This window comes from Conyzicola nivalis, assembly GCF_040548875.1.
GTDB classification, from domain to species: domain Bacteria; phylum Actinomycetota; class Actinomycetes; order Actinomycetales; family Microbacteriaceae; genus Conyzicola; species Conyzicola nivalis_A.
In genome coordinates this window covers 606,104-624,569 of the sequence record NZ_JBEPSJ010000001.1, presented here as the reverse complement: position 1 = coordinate 624,569, position 18,466 = coordinate 606,104, and the positions used below count along the sequence as shown (strand labels likewise).

15 protein-coding genes are annotated in these 18,466 nt (G+C 67.9%); 4 read left to right on the top strand and 11 right to left on the bottom strand.

The genetic code is table 11. The features are described 5' to 3' along the window. Positions 1 to 36: 36 nt before the first annotated feature. From ABIE21_RS03040 to ABIE21_RS03025, 4 genes are all read right to left on the bottom strand, one after another. Positions 37 to 624 carry a hypothetical protein gene (locus tag ABIE21_RS03040; RefSeq protein WP_354023303.1) on the bottom strand — a complete coding sequence of 196 codons (588 nt, stop codon included), beginning with the start codon at positions 622 to 624 and terminating at the stop codon, positions 37 to 39. Continuing rightward, positions 621 to 1,574 carry a 16S rRNA (cytosine(1402)-N(4))-methyltransferase RsmH gene (rsmH, locus tag ABIE21_RS03035; RefSeq protein WP_354023302.1) on the bottom strand — a complete coding sequence of 318 codons (954 nt, stop codon included), beginning with the start codon at positions 1,572 to 1,574 and terminating at the stop codon, positions 621 to 623. The genes ABIE21_RS03040 and rsmH overlap by 4 nt, the downstream gene beginning before the upstream one ends. A 104-nt stretch (positions 1,575 to 1,678) precedes the next feature. After that, complete coding sequence (mraZ, locus tag ABIE21_RS03030; protein WP_354023301.1) at positions 1,679 to 2,110, bottom strand: division/cell wall cluster transcriptional repressor MraZ; 432 nt, start codon at positions 2,108 to 2,110, stop codon at positions 1,679 to 1,681. A 221-nt stretch (positions 2,111 to 2,331) separates the two neighbouring features. Further along, positions 2,332 to 2,715 (bottom strand): DUF3040 domain-containing protein, encoded by a 384-nt coding sequence (locus ABIE21_RS03025; RefSeq protein ID WP_354023300.1) that lies wholly within the window; start codon positions 2,713 to 2,715, stop codon positions 2,332 to 2,334. 79 nt (positions 2,716 to 2,794) lie between these two features. On the opposite strand from ABIE21_RS03025, the gene ABIE21_RS03020 reads away from it, so the two are divergent. Further along, positions 2,795 to 3,913 (top strand): polyprenyl synthetase family protein, encoded by a 1,119-nt coding sequence (locus tag ABIE21_RS03020; RefSeq protein ID WP_436232301.1) that lies wholly within the window; start codon positions 2,795 to 2,797, stop codon positions 3,911 to 3,913. A gap of 41 nt (positions 3,914 to 3,954) precedes the next feature. On the opposite strand, the gene ABIE21_RS03015 is transcribed toward ABIE21_RS03020, so the two are convergent. Beyond that, positions 3,955 to 4,293, bottom strand: coding sequence for an Rv2175c family DNA-binding protein (locus ABIE21_RS03015; RefSeq protein WP_354023298.1), 339 nt, complete (start codon positions 4,291 to 4,293; stop codon positions 3,955 to 3,957). A gap of 326 nt (positions 4,294 to 4,619) precedes the next feature. Here ABIE21_RS03015 and ABIE21_RS03010 point away from each other — a divergent pair, with 326 nt between their 5' ends. Together ABIE21_RS03010 and pknB are read left to right on the top strand one after the other, a co-directional pair. Beyond that, positions 4,620 to 5,828: a LysM peptidoglycan-binding domain-containing protein gene (locus tag ABIE21_RS03010; protein ID WP_436232317.1), complete on the top strand. Its 1,209-nt coding sequence runs from the start codon at positions 4,620 to 4,622 to the stop codon at positions 5,826 to 5,828. Between the two features lie 88 nt (positions 5,829 to 5,916). Continuing rightward, the gene (pknB, locus tag ABIE21_RS03005) at positions 5,917 to 7,869 is read left to right on the top strand and encodes a Stk1 family PASTA domain-containing Ser/Thr kinase (protein ID WP_354023296.1); all 1,953 of its coding nucleotides are present in this window, start codon (positions 5,917 to 5,919) and stop codon (positions 7,867 to 7,869) included. A 62-nt stretch (positions 7,870 to 7,931) separates the two neighbouring features. On the opposite strand, the gene ABIE21_RS03000 is transcribed toward pknB, so the two are convergent. The 3 genes from ABIE21_RS03000 to ABIE21_RS02990 form a co-directional block, all read right to left on the bottom strand. Then, complete coding sequence (locus tag ABIE21_RS03000) at positions 7,932 to 9,302, bottom strand: class II 3-deoxy-7-phosphoheptulonate synthase (RefSeq protein ID WP_436232300.1); 1,371 nt, start codon at positions 9,300 to 9,302, stop codon at positions 7,932 to 7,934. Between the two features lie 101 nt (positions 9,303 to 9,403). Beyond that, positions 9,404 to 10,096 (bottom strand): lysophospholipid acyltransferase family protein, encoded by a 693-nt coding sequence (locus ABIE21_RS02995; protein WP_354023295.1) that lies wholly within the window; start codon positions 10,094 to 10,096, stop codon positions 9,404 to 9,406. 30 nt (positions 10,097 to 10,126) lie between these two features. Continuing rightward, positions 10,127 to 11,074 carry an ROK family glucokinase gene (locus tag ABIE21_RS02990; protein WP_354023294.1) on the bottom strand — a complete coding sequence of 316 codons (948 nt, stop codon included), beginning with the start codon at positions 11,072 to 11,074 and terminating at the stop codon, positions 10,127 to 10,129. A gap of 133 nt (positions 11,075 to 11,207) precedes the next feature. On the opposite strand from ABIE21_RS02990, the gene ABIE21_RS02985 reads away from it, so the two are divergent. Next, positions 11,208 to 13,031 carry an AMP-dependent synthetase/ligase gene (locus ABIE21_RS02985; RefSeq protein ID WP_354023293.1) on the top strand — a complete coding sequence of 608 codons (1,824 nt, stop codon included), beginning with the start codon at positions 11,208 to 11,210 and terminating at the stop codon, positions 13,029 to 13,031. A gap of 67 nt (positions 13,032 to 13,098) precedes the next feature. Here the strand turns inward: ABIE21_RS02985 and ABIE21_RS02980 are convergent, their stop codons facing one another. The 3 genes from ABIE21_RS02980 to ABIE21_RS02970 form a co-directional block, all read right to left on the bottom strand. Beyond that, positions 13,099 to 13,593 carry a peptide deformylase gene (locus ABIE21_RS02980; protein WP_354023292.1) on the bottom strand — a complete coding sequence of 165 codons (495 nt, stop codon included), beginning with the start codon at positions 13,591 to 13,593 and terminating at the stop codon, positions 13,099 to 13,101. 4 nt (positions 13,594 to 13,597) lie between these two features. Continuing rightward, a complete protein-coding gene (locus tag ABIE21_RS02975; RefSeq protein WP_354023291.1) occupies positions 13,598 to 14,950 on the bottom strand; it encodes a MinD/ParA family ATP-binding protein in 1,353 nt (450 codons plus the stop codon). Positions 14,951 to 15,026: 76 nt separating this feature from the next. After that, positions 15,027 to 18,431 carry a pyruvate carboxylase gene (locus tag ABIE21_RS02970; protein WP_354023290.1) on the bottom strand — a complete coding sequence of 1,135 codons (3,405 nt, stop codon included), beginning with the start codon at positions 18,429 to 18,431 and terminating at the stop codon, positions 15,027 to 15,029. Between the last annotated feature and the right edge of the window lie 35 nt (positions 18,432 to 18,466).

Here is an 18,466-nt window from a genome sequence, read left to right as displayed (position 1 = left end):
CTCACCCTTGTCGTTCTTGCGTGCGGCTGCTGACCTCTAGCGGGTTACCGGAGAAGGCAGCGCCAACGGGTTCGACGCTACAGATCCGGGCGCCGTAGGCGTCTCAGGCGCGCCAGCGACCTCCGTCACGGTCGCTTCGGGCACGGTCGGGGTGACGAGGGGAATCCCGCCCAGCAACGAGTTGGGGACGAGGCTGCCGGCTGCCGCTACGACGGTCTCGCCCGCACCGGCGGGGGAAGCGGAACCGACGATGACGCCGTCGGCCAGACGCAGGTAGACGGGCGACGTGTTGCTCAGGACCATCCCGAGGGACTCGGCCTGGGTTGCGAGGTTCTGCGGCGACGCCAGCAGGTCGAGCTGCTCGCTGAGCGCCTGCTCCTGGCGGCCGAGGTCGCGCTGCTGGGTCTGCAGGCTCGCGATGCTGTAGGCACCCTGCGAGACGACGATGCTCAGCAGCAGCTGGGCGATGAACAGGGCGAAGAGCCCGCCGACGGTGACCAGCGCGTAGACGATGCGCGGACGCGACTTGCGCTGCTCACGGTTCGAGACGATCTCGATGTGGCGGGTGGGCTGCTCGTCGCGCGGAGAGCGCAGCGGAGTGGCGAAGGCGAGGTTGCTACTCACTGGATTCTCCTCAGTCGTTCGGCGGCGCGGAGGCGCACGGGGGTTGCACGGGGGTTGACGGCCTTCTCGGCCTCGCTGGCGAGCTCGGCTCCGCGCACGAGCAGCTTCAGCTCGGGGCGGTGTTCCGGAAGCTCGACGGGGAGCCCGGCCGGCGCGGTCGATGCAGAGCGCGCGGCGAGGATTCGCTTGACGATGCGGTCTTCGAGCGACTGGTAGGAGAGCACCACGATGCGACCGCCGACCTCGAGGGTGTCGATGGCGGCCGGGATCGCGCGCTCCAGTACGGAGAGTTCCTGGTTGACCTCGATGCGCAGCGCCTGGAAGACGCGCTTGGCGGGGTGGCCTGCGCGCTGCACGGCGGCGGGCGTCGCGGCGATGATGACCTCGACGAGCTGGGAGGAACGCACGAACGGCTCCACCTCACGGCGCTGCACGATCTTGCTCGCGTAGCGGGGCGCGAGCTTCTCCTCGCCGTAGTCGTAGAAGATGCGTCGGAGTTCGAATTCGCTGTACTCGGCGAGGATGCGCTCGGCGGTCAGCGGCGACGACGCGTCCATGCGCATGTCGAGCGGCGCGTCCTTCGAGTAGGAGAAGCCGCGGTCGACCTCGTCGAGCTGCAGCGAGGAGACGCCGAGGTCGAAAAGGTAGGCCGAGACGGCGTCGATGTCGAGCGACTGGAGCGCTGCGGGGATCTCGTCGTACACGGAGTGCACGAGGTGCACCCGGTCGCCGAAGCGAGCGAGACGCTTTCCGGCGATGGCGAGAGCGTCGGTGTCGCGGTCGATGCCGACGAAGACGATGTCGGGGAAGCGCGAGAGGAAGGCCTCGGCGTGGCCGCCCATGCCGAGGGTCGCGTCGACCAGCACTGCACCTTCGTGGGCGAGCGCGGGGCCGAGCAGTTCGATGGTGCGGTCGAGATTCACCGGGGTGTGGATGTCGTTGTCAGTCATAGCTATTCGGTTTCCATATCGCTGGCGGTGATCCCCATCCGGTCCGACCTGACATCGGGGAAGAAAGTCAGGGCAGTGATCGGCTGGGAGTCATCGCCAGGGAGCTAGAAGAGTCCGGGGATCACCTCCTCGTCGGTGTCGGAGAAAGCGGCTTCGGTGCTCTCGTAGTAGGCGTTCCACGTGTCGGTGTCCCAGATCTCGGCGCGGCTGCCCGCGCCGATGATCGTGAGGTCGCGACCGAGGCCCGCGTAGTCCCGGAGCGTCGACGGGATGGTGATGCGGTGCTGCGTATCCGGTCGCTCCTGGCTCGCGCCCGAGAGGAAGACGCGCAGGAAGTCACGCGCCTGCTTGTTCGACACGGGCGCCTGACGGATCTTCTCGTGCACGTTCTCGAACTCGCGCTCGGTGAAGACGTAGAGGCAGCGCTCCTGACCGCGGGTGATCACGAGCCCGTTCGAGAGCTCGTCCCAGAACTTGGCGGGGAGGATGACGCGGCCCTTGTCGTCGAGCTTGGGAGCGTAGGTGCCTAGAAACACGCGACACTCCCTTCACTCCGGCCCGGATGGATACCCTCCACTTTACTCCACAACGCACCACAAAAGTAGAAAAACAGCTCACTTCGGCCGTATTGGGGTCAAAGTCGCCTTTATTTATGCGGGAAATAGGAGTGGAGGGAAATGGAGGCACTTTGAGTGAAAGTGGGCACAAAAAAAGGACCGACCCGAGGGTCGGTCCTGATTAGGTATGCGGCGGGAGTTTAGCGGCCGCGCTCGTCTTGTCGCTTGTCCCAGCGGTCTCCGAGTCCGTTCATAAAGCCGCCGGCCTTTTGCTTGCCCGCGCCGCTCTTCTGCGGGCCGGCGCTACCGCCCACTGCCTCGCCACGACGAGGAGGGGCGAATGCCAGCAGCACACCCGCGAACATGATGATGAAGCCGAGGACTCCGACGAGGGTCTGATGGATGACGACGCCTACGACGAGCGTGGCGATTCCCAGGATTCCCAACAGGGCCCCGACCACCACCACGGTGTAGTTCGGCTTGCCGCGGCGCTGACCCACGGTTGCAACGAAATCGGCGTCATTTTGGTAGAGACCCCGCTCCATCTCTTCCAGGAGACGCTGCTCCTGCTCGGAAAGTGGCATCCTGATCCCCTCCGGCTCGGATTGTTCTTGCGCTATGGGTTTCGATAATACGCCCCACAGGCCTCGGTAGGCTATGAGTGTGGCTGAGAGTACGCGGTTAGTTGACCTTGTTCAAGAACGCATAGACGAATTCCTGGAGGAACGAGCACCGCAGCTTTCGGCGATAGCCGAGGAAATCGACGATTTCGTCGGCACATCACGCGATCTGCTGTCCGGCGGCAAGCGATTCCGTGCGCTCTTCTGCTACTGGGGTTGGCAAGCCGTGAGTACGCCGGGAGTCGGTTTCGACGTCGTCGACGAGGCCCCGGAGCGCGACCTGCCCGCCATCGTGACGGCTGCAGCCGCCCTCGAGGTCTTCCATGCGGCGGCGCTGGTGCACGACGACATCATGGACAACTCGGACACGCGCCGCGGTCGGCCTGCGGCCCATAAGCGCTTCGAGGCGTTGCACGGCGAGAACGGCTGGCTCGGCAACCCGAGGAGCTTCGGCGGCTCGGCCGCTCTCCTTCTCGGTGATCTGCTCCTCGGTTGGAGTGACGAGATCTTCGACACCGCGCTTCGTTCGCTCACCGACCCAGCGGCCAGCGCCGCGGGCCGGGCCGAGTTCAATAGGATGCGCACCGAGGTCACCGTGGGCCAGTATCTCGACATCGTGGAGGAGAACGCCTGGCGCAATCACCCGGAGAGCGAGCTGCTCCCCCGCTCTCATCGCGTCATCGTCTACAAGTCGGCGAAGTACAGCGTCGAGTCGCCGCTCGCCATCGGCGCCGCCCTCGGCGGTGGCACGGCGGAGCAGACCGCCGCGCTTCGAGCGTTCGGACTGCCACTGGGAATCGCCTACCAGCTCCGCGACGATCTGCTCGGGGTCTTCGGAGACCCGGAGGTGACCGGCAAGCCCGCTGGCGACGACCTGCGTGAGGGAAAGCGCACCGTGCTCATAGCGCTCGCTCGCACGGCGCTTCCCGCGAACTCGCGGGCGCTGCTCGACGAGCTCCTCGGCGACCGCGACCTCGACGCGCGGCAGGTCGAGGTTCTGCAGTCGGTGATCCGCGACAGCGGGGCGATCGACCGAGTGGAGCGGATCATCACCCACAACGTGGGGCTCGCCAGGGCGGCCCTCGAGACGGCGCCGCTCAGCGCATCATCGCGCGCGCAGCTCACTCAACTCGCCGACACGGTCAGCCGGCGTACCGCCTGAGCCGCCTCCGGGTTTTCGGAGCCCAGCCGGAGAGTGCGTGGTCAGGCCAGAGCCTGCGCGACCCGGCGGACTTCGGCCTTGCGCCCGGCGTGGAGGGCCTCGATGGGGCTCACGCCGAGGCTGTCCTCGGGGCTGAGGAGCCAGTCCATCGCCTCGTCGTCGGTGAACCCGATGTCGCCGAGCACCACGAGAGTTCCGCGAAGCTCGCTCATGGGCTCGCCGTCGACGATGAACGAGGCGGGCACCTTCCATACGCCGTCGATCTTGCGGGCGAGGAGTGCGCGATCTTCGATCAAGCGGCGCACCTGACTCACCTTGACTCCGAGGAGTTCGGTCAGGTCGGGAACGGTCAGCCAGGTGGCGTCGGGAGTTTCAGTCACCCATTAAGAGTGCCACGACACGAGCGGTTTGAGCGCCATTGACGTGGGTGAATCGCAAATGTTTCGAGCAGATTAACCCGAGTCACATTGGCCACACTGATTGACTCTCATAGGCATCTGTGTCACGTTTGAGAGGTCGCGCCAGCTGTGCGCGACGCGATCCTGGCCGGGAGCAAGACGGGGAACTCATGACTAATCTTTCTGAGCACGACACACAGACGACTGCCGGAACGGTTCTGTCGGGACTCGTCCCCACACCTTCCTCTCCCCTCAGGGCGGCTGCGGTCTCGCGGGAGTCGAAGATCAGCAAGTCCCTCTTCGCCACCATGCCCATACTCCTGGTCGGCTCGATCGCGGTATCGATGAACCTCACCGGTCCCATCGAGCGCGTCGAAGCCAAGTCTCCCGTCGGAGACAAGTCGGAGAAGTCACGTCCGACCACCGACACCGCGGTTCGCGACGCGGGAGTCGCCGCCGCCGAGAACACGCCTGCCGGCGAGATCGCTGTCGCCGCCGCCCCCAGCACCTATCGCGTCGCCGCCGGCGACACGGTCAGCAGCGTCGCGGGCCGATACGGGCTCTCGACGGCCTCCGTGCTCGCGCTCAACGGACTCGGCTGGAAATCCACCATCTTCCCCGGACAGGTGCTGAAGCTGGGGGCCGGCGTGATCACCGCCGCACCCGCGGCGCCCGCCGCTCCGGTCGCTGGCGGCCGCTACACCATCGTCGCCGGTGACACCATCAGCCGGATCGCGTCGCGTTTCGGTGTCACCACGCAGGCGGTGCTGACCGCAAACGGTCTCGGCACGTCCAGCATCATCTACCCGGGCCAGACGGTCGCGATTCCCGGCTCGAGCGCCCCGGCTGCGGCACCGGTCCGCGCCCCCGTGGCAGCCGCCCCCGTGGCCGCACCCGTCGCGGCCTCCCCGGCGCCGGCGGTCGGCGCCTCCTACACGATCGTCGCCGGCGACAACGTCTCCAAGATCGCGAAGAAGCTCGGTGTGACGGTGCAGGCGCTGCTGAGCGCGAACGGACTCACCACGTCGAGCATCATCTACGCAGGCCGCACGCTCGTGAACCCCGCCGCCGTGGCGGCTGTTCCGGCGGGCACTCCCGGCGCCATCACCCTGCTCACCGCCGAGATGGAGGCCAACGCCCGCGTCATCGTGTCGGTCGGCCGCAACCTCGGCGTCAGCGACTACGGCATCGTCATCGCCCTCGCGGCTGCGATGCAGGAGTCGAGCCTCCGCAACATCAACTACGGCCACCTCGACTCGGTCGGCCTCTTCCAGCAGCGACCGAGCTCCGGTTGGGGCTCCGTCGCTCAGCTCACCGATCCCGCGCACGCCGCCAAGCTCTTCTACGGCGGGCCGTCGAACCCGAACGCCGGCATCACGCGCGGACTGCTCGACATCTCCGGCTGGTCGGCACTCACCGTGACCCAGGCGGCGCAGAAGGTGCAGATCTCCGCCTACCCCGACGCGTACGCGAAGTGGGAGACGTCTGCCCGGTTCTGGCTCTCCGAACTGAAGTAACCAAATCGTTGCGTGCCGACACCGGCGTGTTGGCGAACCGCCCCGTGTTCAACCGGGCGTTCAGGTGGGCGAACTTTAGAATGGCCGAGTGAGCACGAACATAACTGACCCCATGATTGGCCGTCTCATCGACGGCCGCTATCAGGTCAGATCGCGCATCGCGCGGGGCGGCATGGCCACCGTCTACCTGGCGACCGACCTGCGTCTCGAGCGCCGGGTCGCGATCAAGATCATGCACGGGCACCTCGCCGATGACAGCCAGTTCAAGGAACGGTTCATCCAGGAGGCCAGAAGCGCCGCGCGCCTGGCGCATCCGAACGTCGTCAACGTCTTCGACCAGGGCCAGGACAGCGACATGGCCTACCTGGTCATGGAGTACCTCTCCGGCATCACCCTGCGCGACCTGCTGACCGAGCACAAGATACTCACCCCCGAGCAGACCCTCGACATCCTCGAGGCGGTGCTCTCCGGACTCGCGGCCGCCCACAAGTCGGGCATCGTGCACCGCGACCTCAAGCCCGAGAACGTGCTTCTCGCCGACGACGGCCGCATCAAGATCGGCGACTTCGGGCTCGCCAGAGCCGCGAGCGCGAACACCGCGACCGGGGCCGCGCTCCTCGGCACCATCGCCTACCTCTCCCCCGAGCTCGTGACCCGCGGCATCGCGGACGCCCGCAGCGACATCTACGCGGTGGGCATCATGATGTACGAGATGCTCGCAGGCGAGCAGCCGTTCCGCGGCGAGCAGCCGATGCAGATCGCCTACCAGCACGCCAACGACTCGGTACCGACACCCAGTACGAAGAACCCCAACGTGCCGGCCGAGCTCGACGAGCTCGTGCTCTGGGCCACCGCGCGCGAACCGAACGAGCGCCCCCGCGACGCCCGCATCATGCTCGAGCAGGTCGTCGAGACCCAGTCGCAGCTGCTCACGGCGCTGCCCACCGGCGCGACCTCGATCATCCAGCGGACCACCGTGCTGCCCGTCGCGCTCGCCCCGTCCGGCACCGGCGACCAGACCACGGTCATCCGACCGGCGCAGCCGTCCGGCCCCGTCGCACCCGTGTCCGACGCGACGGCCGCCCTGACACTCCAGGCCAACAAACGCCACGCCCGTGCGTGGTGGTGGATCCTGCTGTTCATCGTCGTGGCCGGGCTCGCCGGCGGCACGGGCTGGTACTTCGGTGCCGGACCGGGTTCGCAGGTCGAGATTCCGGTGGAGAACGTGATCGGCCAGGACCCGGATGCCGCGGCCGCTGCGATCGCGGAGGCGGGCCTGACGGTCGACACCTCACGCGAGGAGGTCTTCTCCCCCGACATCGCCGCAGGGAGCGTCGCGGCGACCGACCCGCCCGCTGGCACCCAGGTGCCGCGCGACACGGTCGTGGCGCTCAAGATCTCCAAGGGTCCGCAGCCGATCGTCGTGCCGGAGTTCGCCGGGCTCTCCGAAGACGCGGCGAAGGAACTCGCCACGTCGACGGGCTTCCCGCCGACCGACAGCGAACGACAGTTCAGTGCGGATGTCGCGGCCGGGGTGGTTCTCGCCGCGTACGGGCAGGACGACGCCCAGGCACGCGTCACCCTCGTCACCGGCGAGAACTACTTCGACCAGCGACCGGTGACCTTCCTCGTCTCGGCGGGACCGCTGCCGGATGTCGGCGGGCTAACGATCGCCGACGCCCAGGCGAGGCTCATCGAAGCCGAGCTGACCGGTGTCGCCGCAGCGCCGGTGTTCAACGACACCGTCCCGAAGGGTCTGGTGATCGGCCTGCAGACGACGACACCCGACGCGGCCATCGTTCCCGGCGACACGATCAACATCCTCGTCTCCGACGGCCCGCCTCCCGTCCTGATCCCCGACGTGCAGGGCGACACCCGTCGCGGTGCCACCGCAGCTCTCGAGGCCCTCGGCCTCGTGGTCAAGTACAACCCTTTGTTCACGCCGTTCCCCGGCTCGACGGTGACGGGCACGGACCCCGCGATCGGCACCGAGGTCCCGAAGGGGTCCACGGTGAACCTGTACCTGCAGCTGTCGGGCTAGAGGATTCACGATACGACAAAGGGCGGCCCGCACCAGCGGACCGCCCTTCGTCGTTGTCGCGCCTAGACCGCGGCGAGCTCCTCGGCCACGAGGAACGCCAGCTCGAGCGACTGCATGTGGTTCAGCCGCGGGTCGCACAGCGACTCGTAGCGGGTCGCCAGGTCGGCCTCGTCGATGTGCTCCGAACCGCCGAGGCACTCGGTGACGTCGTCGCCGGTGAGCTCGATGTGGATTCCACCGGGGTGGGTGCCCACGGCTCGGTGCGCCTCGAAGAAGCCCTTGACCTCGTCGACGACGTCGTCGAAACGACGCGTCTTGTAGCCGGTCGACGTGGTGAGCCCGTTGCCGTGCATCGGGTCGGACACCCACAGCGGAGTGGCCTCGTGGCCCTTGATCGCCTCGAGCAGGGGCGGCAGCGCGTCGCGCACCTTGCCAGCGCCCATGCGCGTGATGAACGTGAGGCGCCCCGGCTCGCGGTCGGGATCGAGCTTGTCGATGAGCCGCAGCATGTCGTCGGGGCTCGTCGTGGGGCCGAGCTTCACGCCGATCGGGTTGCGAACACGCGAGAAGTAGTCGATGTGCGCTCCGTCGAGGTCACGGGTGCGCTCACCGACCCAGAGGAAGTGCGCGCTCGTGTTGTACGGCGTTCCGGTGCGCGAGTCGATGCGCGTCATCGGACGCTCGTAGTCCATGAGCAGGCCCTCGTGGCTCGCGTAGAAGTCGACGCGGCGCAGCTCGTCGAAGTCGGCTCCCGCCGCCTCCATGAACTTGATGGCGCGGTCGATGTCGCGGGCGAGGATCTCGTAGCGCTTGTTCGCCGGGTTGGCGGCGAAGCCCTTGTTCCAGCTGTGCACCTGGCGCAGGTCGGCGAAGCCGCCCTGCGTGAATGCGCGAACGAGGTTCAGCGTCGAGACTGCCGTGTGGTACCCCTGCACGAGACGGCTCGGGTCGGGCGTGCGCGACTCGGCGGTGAACGGGTAGCCGTTGACGATGTCGCCGCGGTACGCGGGCAGCGTGACGTCGCCACGGGTCTCGGTGTCGGTCGAGCGCGGCTTGGCGAACTGGCCCGCCATGCGTCCCATCTTCACGATGGGCATGGATGCACCGTAGGTGAGCACCACTGCCATCTGCAGGATGGTCTTGACCCGGTTCTTGATCTGCTCCGCTGTGGCTCCCGCGAAGGTCTCGGCGCAGTCACCGCCCTGCAGCAGGAAGGCCTCTCCGGCTGCCGCGCGACCGAGCTTGTCGCGCAGGTCGTCGACCTCTCCCGCGAAGACGAGTGGCGGGAAGCTCGCGATCTGCTTCGACGCCTCGGCCACGGCCGCGGCATCCGGCCATTCCGGCTGCTGCTTGATGGGCAGTTCACGCCAATAGTCGAGCCCGGCGATCACTGCTGGATCGGCGAGAACGACTTGCTCTGACGGGTCTACCACGGGGCTTCCTTTGGTTGAGGGGTGGGACAGCGGGCACTACGGCCCGACTCACGAGCTTATCCGCTCGCGGGTGGTGTGTTACGGCGTGCGCTTCGAGTTGATCAGCGCGCGGGACGGGCGCTCATGCGGTCCTTGACCGACGAGGCGTAGACGTCGACGTACTCCTGGCCGCTCAGGCGGTTGAGCTCGTACATGATCTCGTCGGTGATCGATCGCAGGATGAACCTGTCGCTCTCGAGACCGGCGAAGCGAGAGAAGTCGAGGGGCTCGCCGATGACGATGCCGAGACGCTGCACCTTGGGGATCGTGGTGCCCTGCGGCATGATCTTCTCGGTGTCGATCATCGCCACGGGGACGACGGGCACGTTGCCCTCGAGGATCATGCGGGCCACACCGGTGCGTCCGCGATAGAGCTTGCCGTCTGGGCTGCGTGTGCCCTCGGGATAGATGCCGAGCACCTCACCGTCGTGCAGCACCTTGAGACCGGTGTTGAGGCTCGCCTCGGAGGCCTTGCCGCCCGAGCGGTCGATGGGCAGCATGCCCGTGCCGTTCATAAACGCCTTCGTCGCCCAGCCCTTGAGGCCGCGCCCGGTGAAGTAGTCGCTCTTGGCGAGGAAGAAGATGCGCCGGTCGAGCACGAGGGGCAGGAACACCGAGTCGATGAACGAGAGGTGGTTGATCGCGAGGATCACGCCGCCCTTCTTCGGGATGTTGTCGAGACCGGTCACCCACGGACGGAAAACCGTCTTCAGGATCGGCCCGGCCACGAGGTTCTTCATGAACCAGTAGAACATCGTTATCCGCCTCCGCTTGGGTTCACTACTCTAATGCGCGGTCGCGTGGATGCGCGCGAGGTCGGCCGCGCCGACCACTCCCGCGTCGTTCTCCAGCTCGGCGATGACGAAGCCGGGCTCCGGGTGGTATCCGCGGGCCGGCAGGTGCTGCAGGTACGCCTCGCGGATGGGGTCGAGCAGCAGGTCGCCCGCGACGGCGACTCCCCCGCCGAACACGAACAGCTGCGGGTCGAGCACGGCGCTGAGCGAGGCGCAGGCCTGGCCGAGCCACCGGCCTAGCTCTTGCAGGGCGTGCACGGCGCCGGGGTCGCCCGCAGCGATGAACTCACCCACGATGGTCCCGTTGAGCTCGCCGTTCGCGGCGCGGGCCTCCGCGAGGGCCAGGCCGATGCCGCCGGCGTCGGCCAGGGCGTTGGCCATGCGCAGCAGCGCACGGCCCGAGCCGTACTGCTCGATGCAGCCGCGGGCGCCGCAGCCGCAGGCGAGGCCGTCCGGCACGACCCTGAGGTGGCCGAGTTCGGCTCCGGCGCCGAATCCGCCGCGGAACAGGTGGCCCTGGGTGACGATCGCGCCGCCGACACCGGTTCCGATGGTGAGCATCGTCATGTCGGTGACCGCGCGACCGGCGCCGAAGCGGTACTCCGCCCAGCCCGCCGCGTTCGCGTCGTTGTCGATAGTGATGGGCATGCTCACGCGCTCGGAGATGAGCCGTTGCAGCGGCTCGTTGCGCCAGCTGATGTTGGGGGCGTAGTACACCGTGGACTGCGCGGCGTCGACGAACCCCGCGGCCGCGACGCCTGCCGCCGTCACCTCGTGGCCCGTGGCGAGCCGGTCGATCATGGCGACGACGAGGTCGACGATCTGTCCCCGTTCACCCGCCGGGGTGGGCTGGCGGTCTTCGGCGATGATCTCGCCGGTCTCGCTGACCAGGGCTCCGGCGATCTTGGTTCCGCCGATGTCTATTCCGATGGCATGCACGAGAGTCGAGTCTAGTTGGTGGACCACGACCCGCGACTTGGGGGCGCGGCCCACGGCGCAAAGCCGGTTTGTGCTCATCAATCCCGGTTAGAGTAGGGAAAACCTAGTCCGCCCCGGTGCCAAAGGAGTTACCGTGACCGAATATTTCGTCCCACCTGTGGTGGAGCCGGATCCCGATGCCAACGCGACCGATCTGCTGGTCGCCCGAGTTGCCGCGACACCGAACGAGCCGCTGTTCGCCACCCCCACCGCCACCGGCGGATGGAGCGACGTCACGTCGGCCGAGTTCCTCGCCCAGGTCGTCGCACTCGCGAAGGGCTTCATCGCCAGCGGCATCGAGCCGGGCGACAAGGTCGGCTTCATGTGCAAGACGCGCTATGAGTGGACGCTCGTCGACTTCGCGCTCTGGTTCAGCGGCGCCATCATGGTGCCGATCTACGAGACCTCGTCGCCCACCCAGCTGCACTGGAACCTCACCGACTCCGGCGCCACCTCGATCATCGTCGAGAGCGCCACCCACTTCGCCAAGTTCGACGAGATCCGCGGCGACGTTCCCGCCATCGACAACGTGTGGCAGGTCGACCTCGGCGACCTCGACAAGCTCGTCGTCGCGGGCGCGGGAGTGAGCGACGAGGAGGTCGAGCGACGCCGTTCGATCGCGGTCGGCTCCGACATCGCCACGCTGATCTACACGTCGGGCTCGACCGGGCGCCCCAAGGGTGTCATCCTGACGCACTCGAACTTCGTGGAGCTCACCCGCAACGCGGCGGTCGTGATGCACGAGGTGCTCGCCCCCGGTTCATCCACCCTGCTCTTCATCACCACCGCGCACATCTTCGCCCGTTTCATCTCGGTGCTGTCGGTGCACGCCGGCGTCAAGGTCGGCCACCAGCCCGACACGAAGCTGCTGCTGCCGTCGATGGCGTCGTTCCGCCCGACCTTCCTGCTCGCCGTGCCCCGCGTGTTCGAGAAGGTCTACAACTCGTCGGAGCAGAAGGCGGAGGGCAACGGCAAGGGCAAGATCTTCCGCAAGGCCGCAGACGTCGCGATCGCGCACTCCAAGGCCCTCGACGCCGGCTCGGTGCCTCTCGGCCTCAAGCTGCAGTTCGCGCTCTTCGACCGGCTGGTGCTGAGCAAGATCCGTGCGGCCCTCGGTGGCCGTGTGAAGTACGCGGTCTCCGGATCAGCGCCGCTCGGCCCGCGCCTCGGCCACTTCTTCCGCAGCCTCGACCTGCGCATCCTCGAGGGCTACGGCCTCACCGAGTCGACCGCGCCGGCCACCGTGAACCTGCCCGACAAGTTCAAGATCGGCACGACCGGACCCGCGCTTCCCGGCGTCGGTCTGCGCATCGGCGACGACGGAGAGATCTCGATCAAGGGCGTCAACGTCTTCGGCGGTTACTGGAACAACCCGGCGGCCACCGCCGAGGTCATGGACGGCGACTGGTTCAAGACCGGCGACATCGGCTCGCTCGACTCCGACGGCTACCTCACCATCACCGGCCGCAAGAAGGAGATCCTCGTCACCGCCGGCGGCAAGAACGTCGCCCCCGCGGCGCTCGAAGACCCGATCCGCGCCAACCCGCTCGTGGGCCAGGTCATCGTCGTCGGCGACAAGAAACCGTTCATCGCGGCCCTCGTCACGCTCGACGCGGAGATGCTGCCCACCTGGCTGAAGAACAACGGCGAGGACCCGTCGATGACCCTCGCGGAGGCGGCGAAGAACCCGCACGTGATCGCCGAGGTGCAGCGCGCCATCGACGCCGCGAACGCCCTCGTGTCGCGTGCGGAGTCGATCCGGAAGTTCGAGCTGCTGCCGATCGAGCTGACCGAGGCCAGCGGGCACCTCACGCCGAAGCTGAGCATCAAGCGCGCGCTCATCGTGGAGGAGTTCACGCCCGCGATCGAGGCGCTCTACTCGGACTCGCCGTCGACCGCCGGGCTGAGCCTCTCGTAGCAGATGCCGCCGGCCGAGCCGGCCGCTCGCGACTCGCGGGCGGCCGGCTTCGTCGTAGATGCGTGAGCTACGCCCACCACTCCGACTGCCGGATGAGCTTCATCGCGTCGCGCTTGGCTTCCGGCTCGAGCCCCTCGATGAACAGGTGTCCGTCGAGGTGGTCGGTCTCGTGCTGCAGCGCCTGCGCCATGAGGCCGTCGCCGCTGAGCTCGACCGGCTCGCCCGCGAGGTCGACGCCGGTGACCCTGGCGAACGGGTAACGCAGGCGCGGGAAGTAGAACCCCGGCACAGACAGGCATCCCTCGTCGACGAGCTCGGGCTCCCCCGACACCTCGACGAGCACGGGGTTGATGACGTATCCGACGACGCCGTCGACGTTGTAGCTGAACGCGCGCTGGCCCACGCCGATCTGGTTGGCGGCGACGCCGGCGCGGCCGGGCACCTCGACGGTGTCGATGAGGTCGGCGATGAGGCCGGCCGCACGCGGGTCGCCCACGGGCACGGTGTCGCACTTGGAGCGGAGGACGGGGTCGCCGAAGAGGCGGATCTGACGGACTGCCACCGGCTTAGATGACCCGGCGGACCGGGAGCCCGTCGGCCACGAGGGCCGCGAGCTCACGGGCGGCGTTGCGCGTCATGGGGCGCAACTCGCGGTAGTTGACGACGGATCCCGCGGCGAGCTGCGGGTCGTACGGGATGCGCACGATCTCGCGCACACGCGACCGGAAGTGCGCCTCGATCTCCTCGAGCTTGATCAGGTTGGTGCCCTGGGTCGCCGTGTTGAGGGCGACGACGGCGTTGCGCACGAGGTCGCCGTAGCCGTTCGCCTCGAGCCAGGTGAGGGTCTCGGAGGCGAGACGGGCCTCGTCGACGCTGCCGCCGGAGACGATGACGATCGAGTCGGCGCGTTGCAGGGTGGCGCGCATGACCGAGTGCACGATGCCCGTGCCGCAGTCGGTGAGCACGAGGGAGTAGTAGCGCTCGGTCAGGTCGGCGACGACGTTGTAGTCGTTCTCGTCGAAGGCCTCGGAGAGCAGCGGGTCGGTGTCGGAGGCGAGGATGTCGAGCCTGGTCTCGTCACGCGACACGAGTGTCGAGAAGTCGGTGAAGCCGTTGATGGATGGCGCCCGGGTGACGACGTCGCGCACCGTGGCGCGCGTCTGCTTGTTGATGCGCTCGGCGAGGGTGCCGCGGTCGGGGTTCGCGTCGATGGCGACGATGCGGTCTTCACGGACGTCGGCGAAGGCCATGCCCATGATCGTGGTGATCGTGGTCTTGCCCACGCCGCCCTTGCGGGTGAGAACGGGAACGAAGCGGGCAGAGCCCTCGAACTGGCGGTCGATGCGGGCGTCGACGGCCTTGCGTTCGCGCACCTTCTGCGAGTCGCCGAGGTTCACGAGGTGGAAGGTGACCGCGTAGACGAAAGAGGGCCAGCCGCCCTCCGGAGCGTGCCGACGCTTGCCCTTGGTGTCGAGCAGGCGGTCGGCGGTCAGCATCGCCGCGGTCTCGGGGGTGTCGGAGACGTTGCCGCGCAGACGGTCGCGACGGCTGAACTGGCGGTCGTTGGTCGGAAGCTCGGGGATGACCTTCTCTTCTTCGACCGGCTCGTCGGGGTGGATCGTGACGTCTTCGGCGACCACCGAGATCGTCGTCGTCGTCGGTTCGGAGGTCAGCACCACCTCGCCGGGGTTGATGGTGTTCTCGTCGATCGAGACGGCGATCTCGTGCTCGGGGGCCGAGTGCACGGTCGCGGGGAGGTCGACGTTGATGGTCATGCTCTCCGGCAGAGCGCTCGCGAGGTCGGCACCGGAATCGTCGGCGAGCTCGCTGACGAGCTCCCCGTTCTCGGGTGCGGAGTCGGTGGTCTCGTCGTCGAGAACCTGAATCGACCCGTCTTCCCTTTTTCGTTTAATGGCCACGGCGGCTTTCCCTTTCGGTGCAGTACAGCTGTCAGTTTACTGCCAGAGCCGCCGTGGCCCTCCCCTCGGCCCAGAACTAGGCGGGAGTGACCTCGACGAGCAGGTCGCCGGCGTCTACCTGCTGCGTCTTCGGGATGGCCAGTCGCGCGACAGTGCCCGCGACGGAGGTCGTGATCGCGGCCTCCATCTTCATGGCCTCGATCGACGCGATGCTCTGGCCGGCGGCGACGACGTCGCCCACGGCGACCTGCACGGTGACGACGCCCGAGAACGGCGCCGCGATGTGACCGGGCTTCGAGGCATCCGCCTTCTCGGCCGTCGCCGTGACCACCTTGATGCTCGTGTCGCGCACGAAGACGGGGCGCAGCTGGCCGTTGAGAGTGGCCATCACGGTGCGGAATCCCTTGTCGTCGGCGTCGCCGATCGCCTCGAGGCCGACGTAGAGGCTCACGCCCTTGTCGATCTCGACGACGTGCTCCGCGCCCTGGTGCAGGCCGTAGAGGTAGTCGGTGGTGTCGAGCACCGAGAGGTCGCCGTAAGTCTCGCGAACGGTGTCGAAGATCTTCGCCGGCCCCGCGAAGAGCAGGCGGTTCAGCGCAGAACGCCGCGACGCTGAGTCGGCCTCGAGCGCCGCCTTGTCGGCGTCGTCGAGCTCCTCGACCCCGATCTTGACCGTGCGGCCGGCCAGGACCTTCGTGCGGAACGGCTCCGGCCATCCGCCGGGCAGCTCGCCCAGCTCGCCGGCCATGAAGCCGATCACCGAGTCGGGGATGTCGTACTTGTCGGGGTTCTGCTCGAAGTCGGCCGGGTCTGCGTCGGCCGCGGCGAGGGCGAGGGCGAGGTCGCCGACCACCTTCGACGACGGGGTGACCTTGGGCGGACGGCCGAGCATGACGTTCGCCGCGGCGTAGAGGTCTTCGATCTTCTCGAAGTGGTCGGCGAGACCCAGCGCGATCGCCTGCTGGCGCAGGTTGGAGAGCTGGCCTCCCGGGATCTCGTGCTTGTAGACCCGGCCGGTGGGACCGGCGAGTCCGGACTCGAACGGCTTGTAGACGTGACGCACGGCCTCCCAGTACGGCTCGAGGTCGCTGACCGCCTGGAGCGAGAGTCCGGTGTCGCGTTCGGTGTGGGCGAGGGCCGCGACGAGGGCGGATGCCGACGGCTGGCTGGTCGTGCCGGCCATCGGGGCGCTCGCCACGTCTACCGCGTCGGCTCCCGCACGCGCGGCGGCGAGGAGCGTCGCCAGCTGGCCGCCCGCGGTGTCGTGCGTGTGCACGTGCACCGGGAGGTCGAAACGCTCTCTCAGGGCCGTCACGAGCTTCTCAGCCGCGCCCGCGCGCATGACGCCGGCCATGTCCTTGATCGCGAGCACGTGCGCGCCGGTGTCGACGATCTGCTCGGCGAGGCGCAGGTAGTAGTCGAGGGTGTACAGGTTCTCGTCGGGGTCGAGCAGGTCGCCGGTGTAGCAGAGCGCGACCTCGGCGAGCGTGGTGCCCGTCTCGAGCACCGACTCGATCGCCGGCCGCATCTGGGAGACGTCGTTGAGGGCGTCGAAGATGCGGAAGATGTCGACGCCGGTCGCGGCGGCCTCGCGCACGAAGGCGTCGGTGACCTGGGTCGGGTACGGGGTGTAGCCGACGGTGTTGCGGCCGCGGAGCAGCATCTGGATGTTGACGTTGGGCAGCGCCTCGCGCATGGTGGCAAGCCGCTCCCACGGCTCTTCGCCGAGGAAGCGCAGCGCGACGTCGTAGGTCGCACCGCCCCACGCCTCGACCGAGAGCAGCTCGGGCGTCATGCGGGCCACGTGCGGCAGCACGGCGACGAGGTCGCGGGTGCGCACCCGGGTGGCCAGCAGCGACTGGTGGGCGTCGCGGAACGTCGTGTCGGTGACGGCGAGGGCGGTCTGGGCGCGCAGCGCGGTCGCGAAGCCGACCGGGCCGAGCTCGAGGAGCTTCTGGCGCGAACCGGCGGGCGCGGGGGCCTCGAGGTCGACGACCGGCAGCTTGACCTGCGGGTTGATGAGGCCGGCGCCGTCGCCGTTCGGCTGGTTGACGGTGACCTCGGCGAGCCAGTTGAGGATCTTGGTGCCGCGGTCCTTGGACTGGTGCGAGTTGAGCAGCTGCGGGCGCTCCTCGATGAAGGAGGTGCTCAGGTCGCCGGCGATGAAGTCGGGGTCGTCGAGAACCGCCTGGAGGAACGGGATGTTCGTCGAGACTCCGCGGAGACGGAACTCGGCGAGTCCGCGGCGTGCGCGGTTGACCGCGGCGGCGAAGTCCCGGCCGCGGCAGGTCATCTTCACGAGCATGGAGTCGAAGTGGGGCGAGATCTGCGCGCCGGCGCTGACGGTTCCGCCGTCGAGGCGGATGCCTGCGCCGCCGGGAGAGCGGTAGGTCGTGATCTTGCCGGTGTCGGGACGGAAGCCCGCCGCCGGGTCTTCGGTGGTGATGCGGCACTGCAGCGCGGCTCCGCGCAGCTTGATGTCCTTCTGCTCGAGCCCGAGCTCGGCGAGGCTCTGTCCGTAGGCGATGCGCATCTGCGACGAGACGAGGTCGACGTCGGTGACCTCCTCGGTCACGGTGTGCTCCACCTGGATGCGGGGGTTCATCTCGATGAAGAAGTGCTGGCCCTCGCGCTCCCCCACCGTGTCGAGCAGGAACTCGACCGTTCCGGCGTTGACGTAGTCGATGGACTTGGCGAAAGCGATGGCGTCGCGGTACATGGCCTGGCGGATGGTCTCGTCGAGGTTCGGCGCGGGCGCCACCTCGATGACCTTCTGGTGGCGCCGCTGCACCGAGCAGTCGCGTTCGAACAGGTGCACGGTCTCGCCGTGGGCGTCGGCGAGGATCTGCACCTCGATGTGACGCGGGCGCACGACGGCCTGCTCGAGGAACATGGTCGGGTCGCCGAAAGCGCTGTCGGCCTCGCGCATGGCCTCCTCGAGCGCGCCCCTGAGTTCTTCCTGTGTGTTTACGCGGCGCATGCCGCGTCCGCCGCCGCCGGCGACGGCCTTCGCGAAGATCGGGAACCCGATGTCCGCGGCCTGCGAGAGCAGCAGTTCGATGTCTTTCGAGGCCTCGGTCGACTTGAGCACCGGCACGCCCGCCGCGATGGCGTGCTCCTTTGCGGTGACCTTGTTTCCGGCCATCTGGAGCACCTTGGTGGGCGGCCCGATGAACGTGATGCCGGCGGCCGCCGCGGCCTGGGCGAGCTCGGGGTTCTCGGAAAGGAAGCCGTAGCCGGGGTAAATGGCGTCGGCGCCGCACTCGACGGCTACCCGGATGATCTCGTCGACGTCGAGGTACGCGCGCACCGGGTGGCCCGGCTCCCCGATCTGGTACGCCTCGTCGGCCTTGAGCCGATGCATCGAGTTGCGGTCTTCGTAGGGGAACACTGCGACGGTCTTGGCACCGAGCTCGTAGGCTGCGCGGAAAGCGCGGATCGCAATTTCACCACGGTTGGCGACGAGAATCTTCTTGAACATTGAGCCCTTTCGGCACACCGCAGACGTTTAGGTTC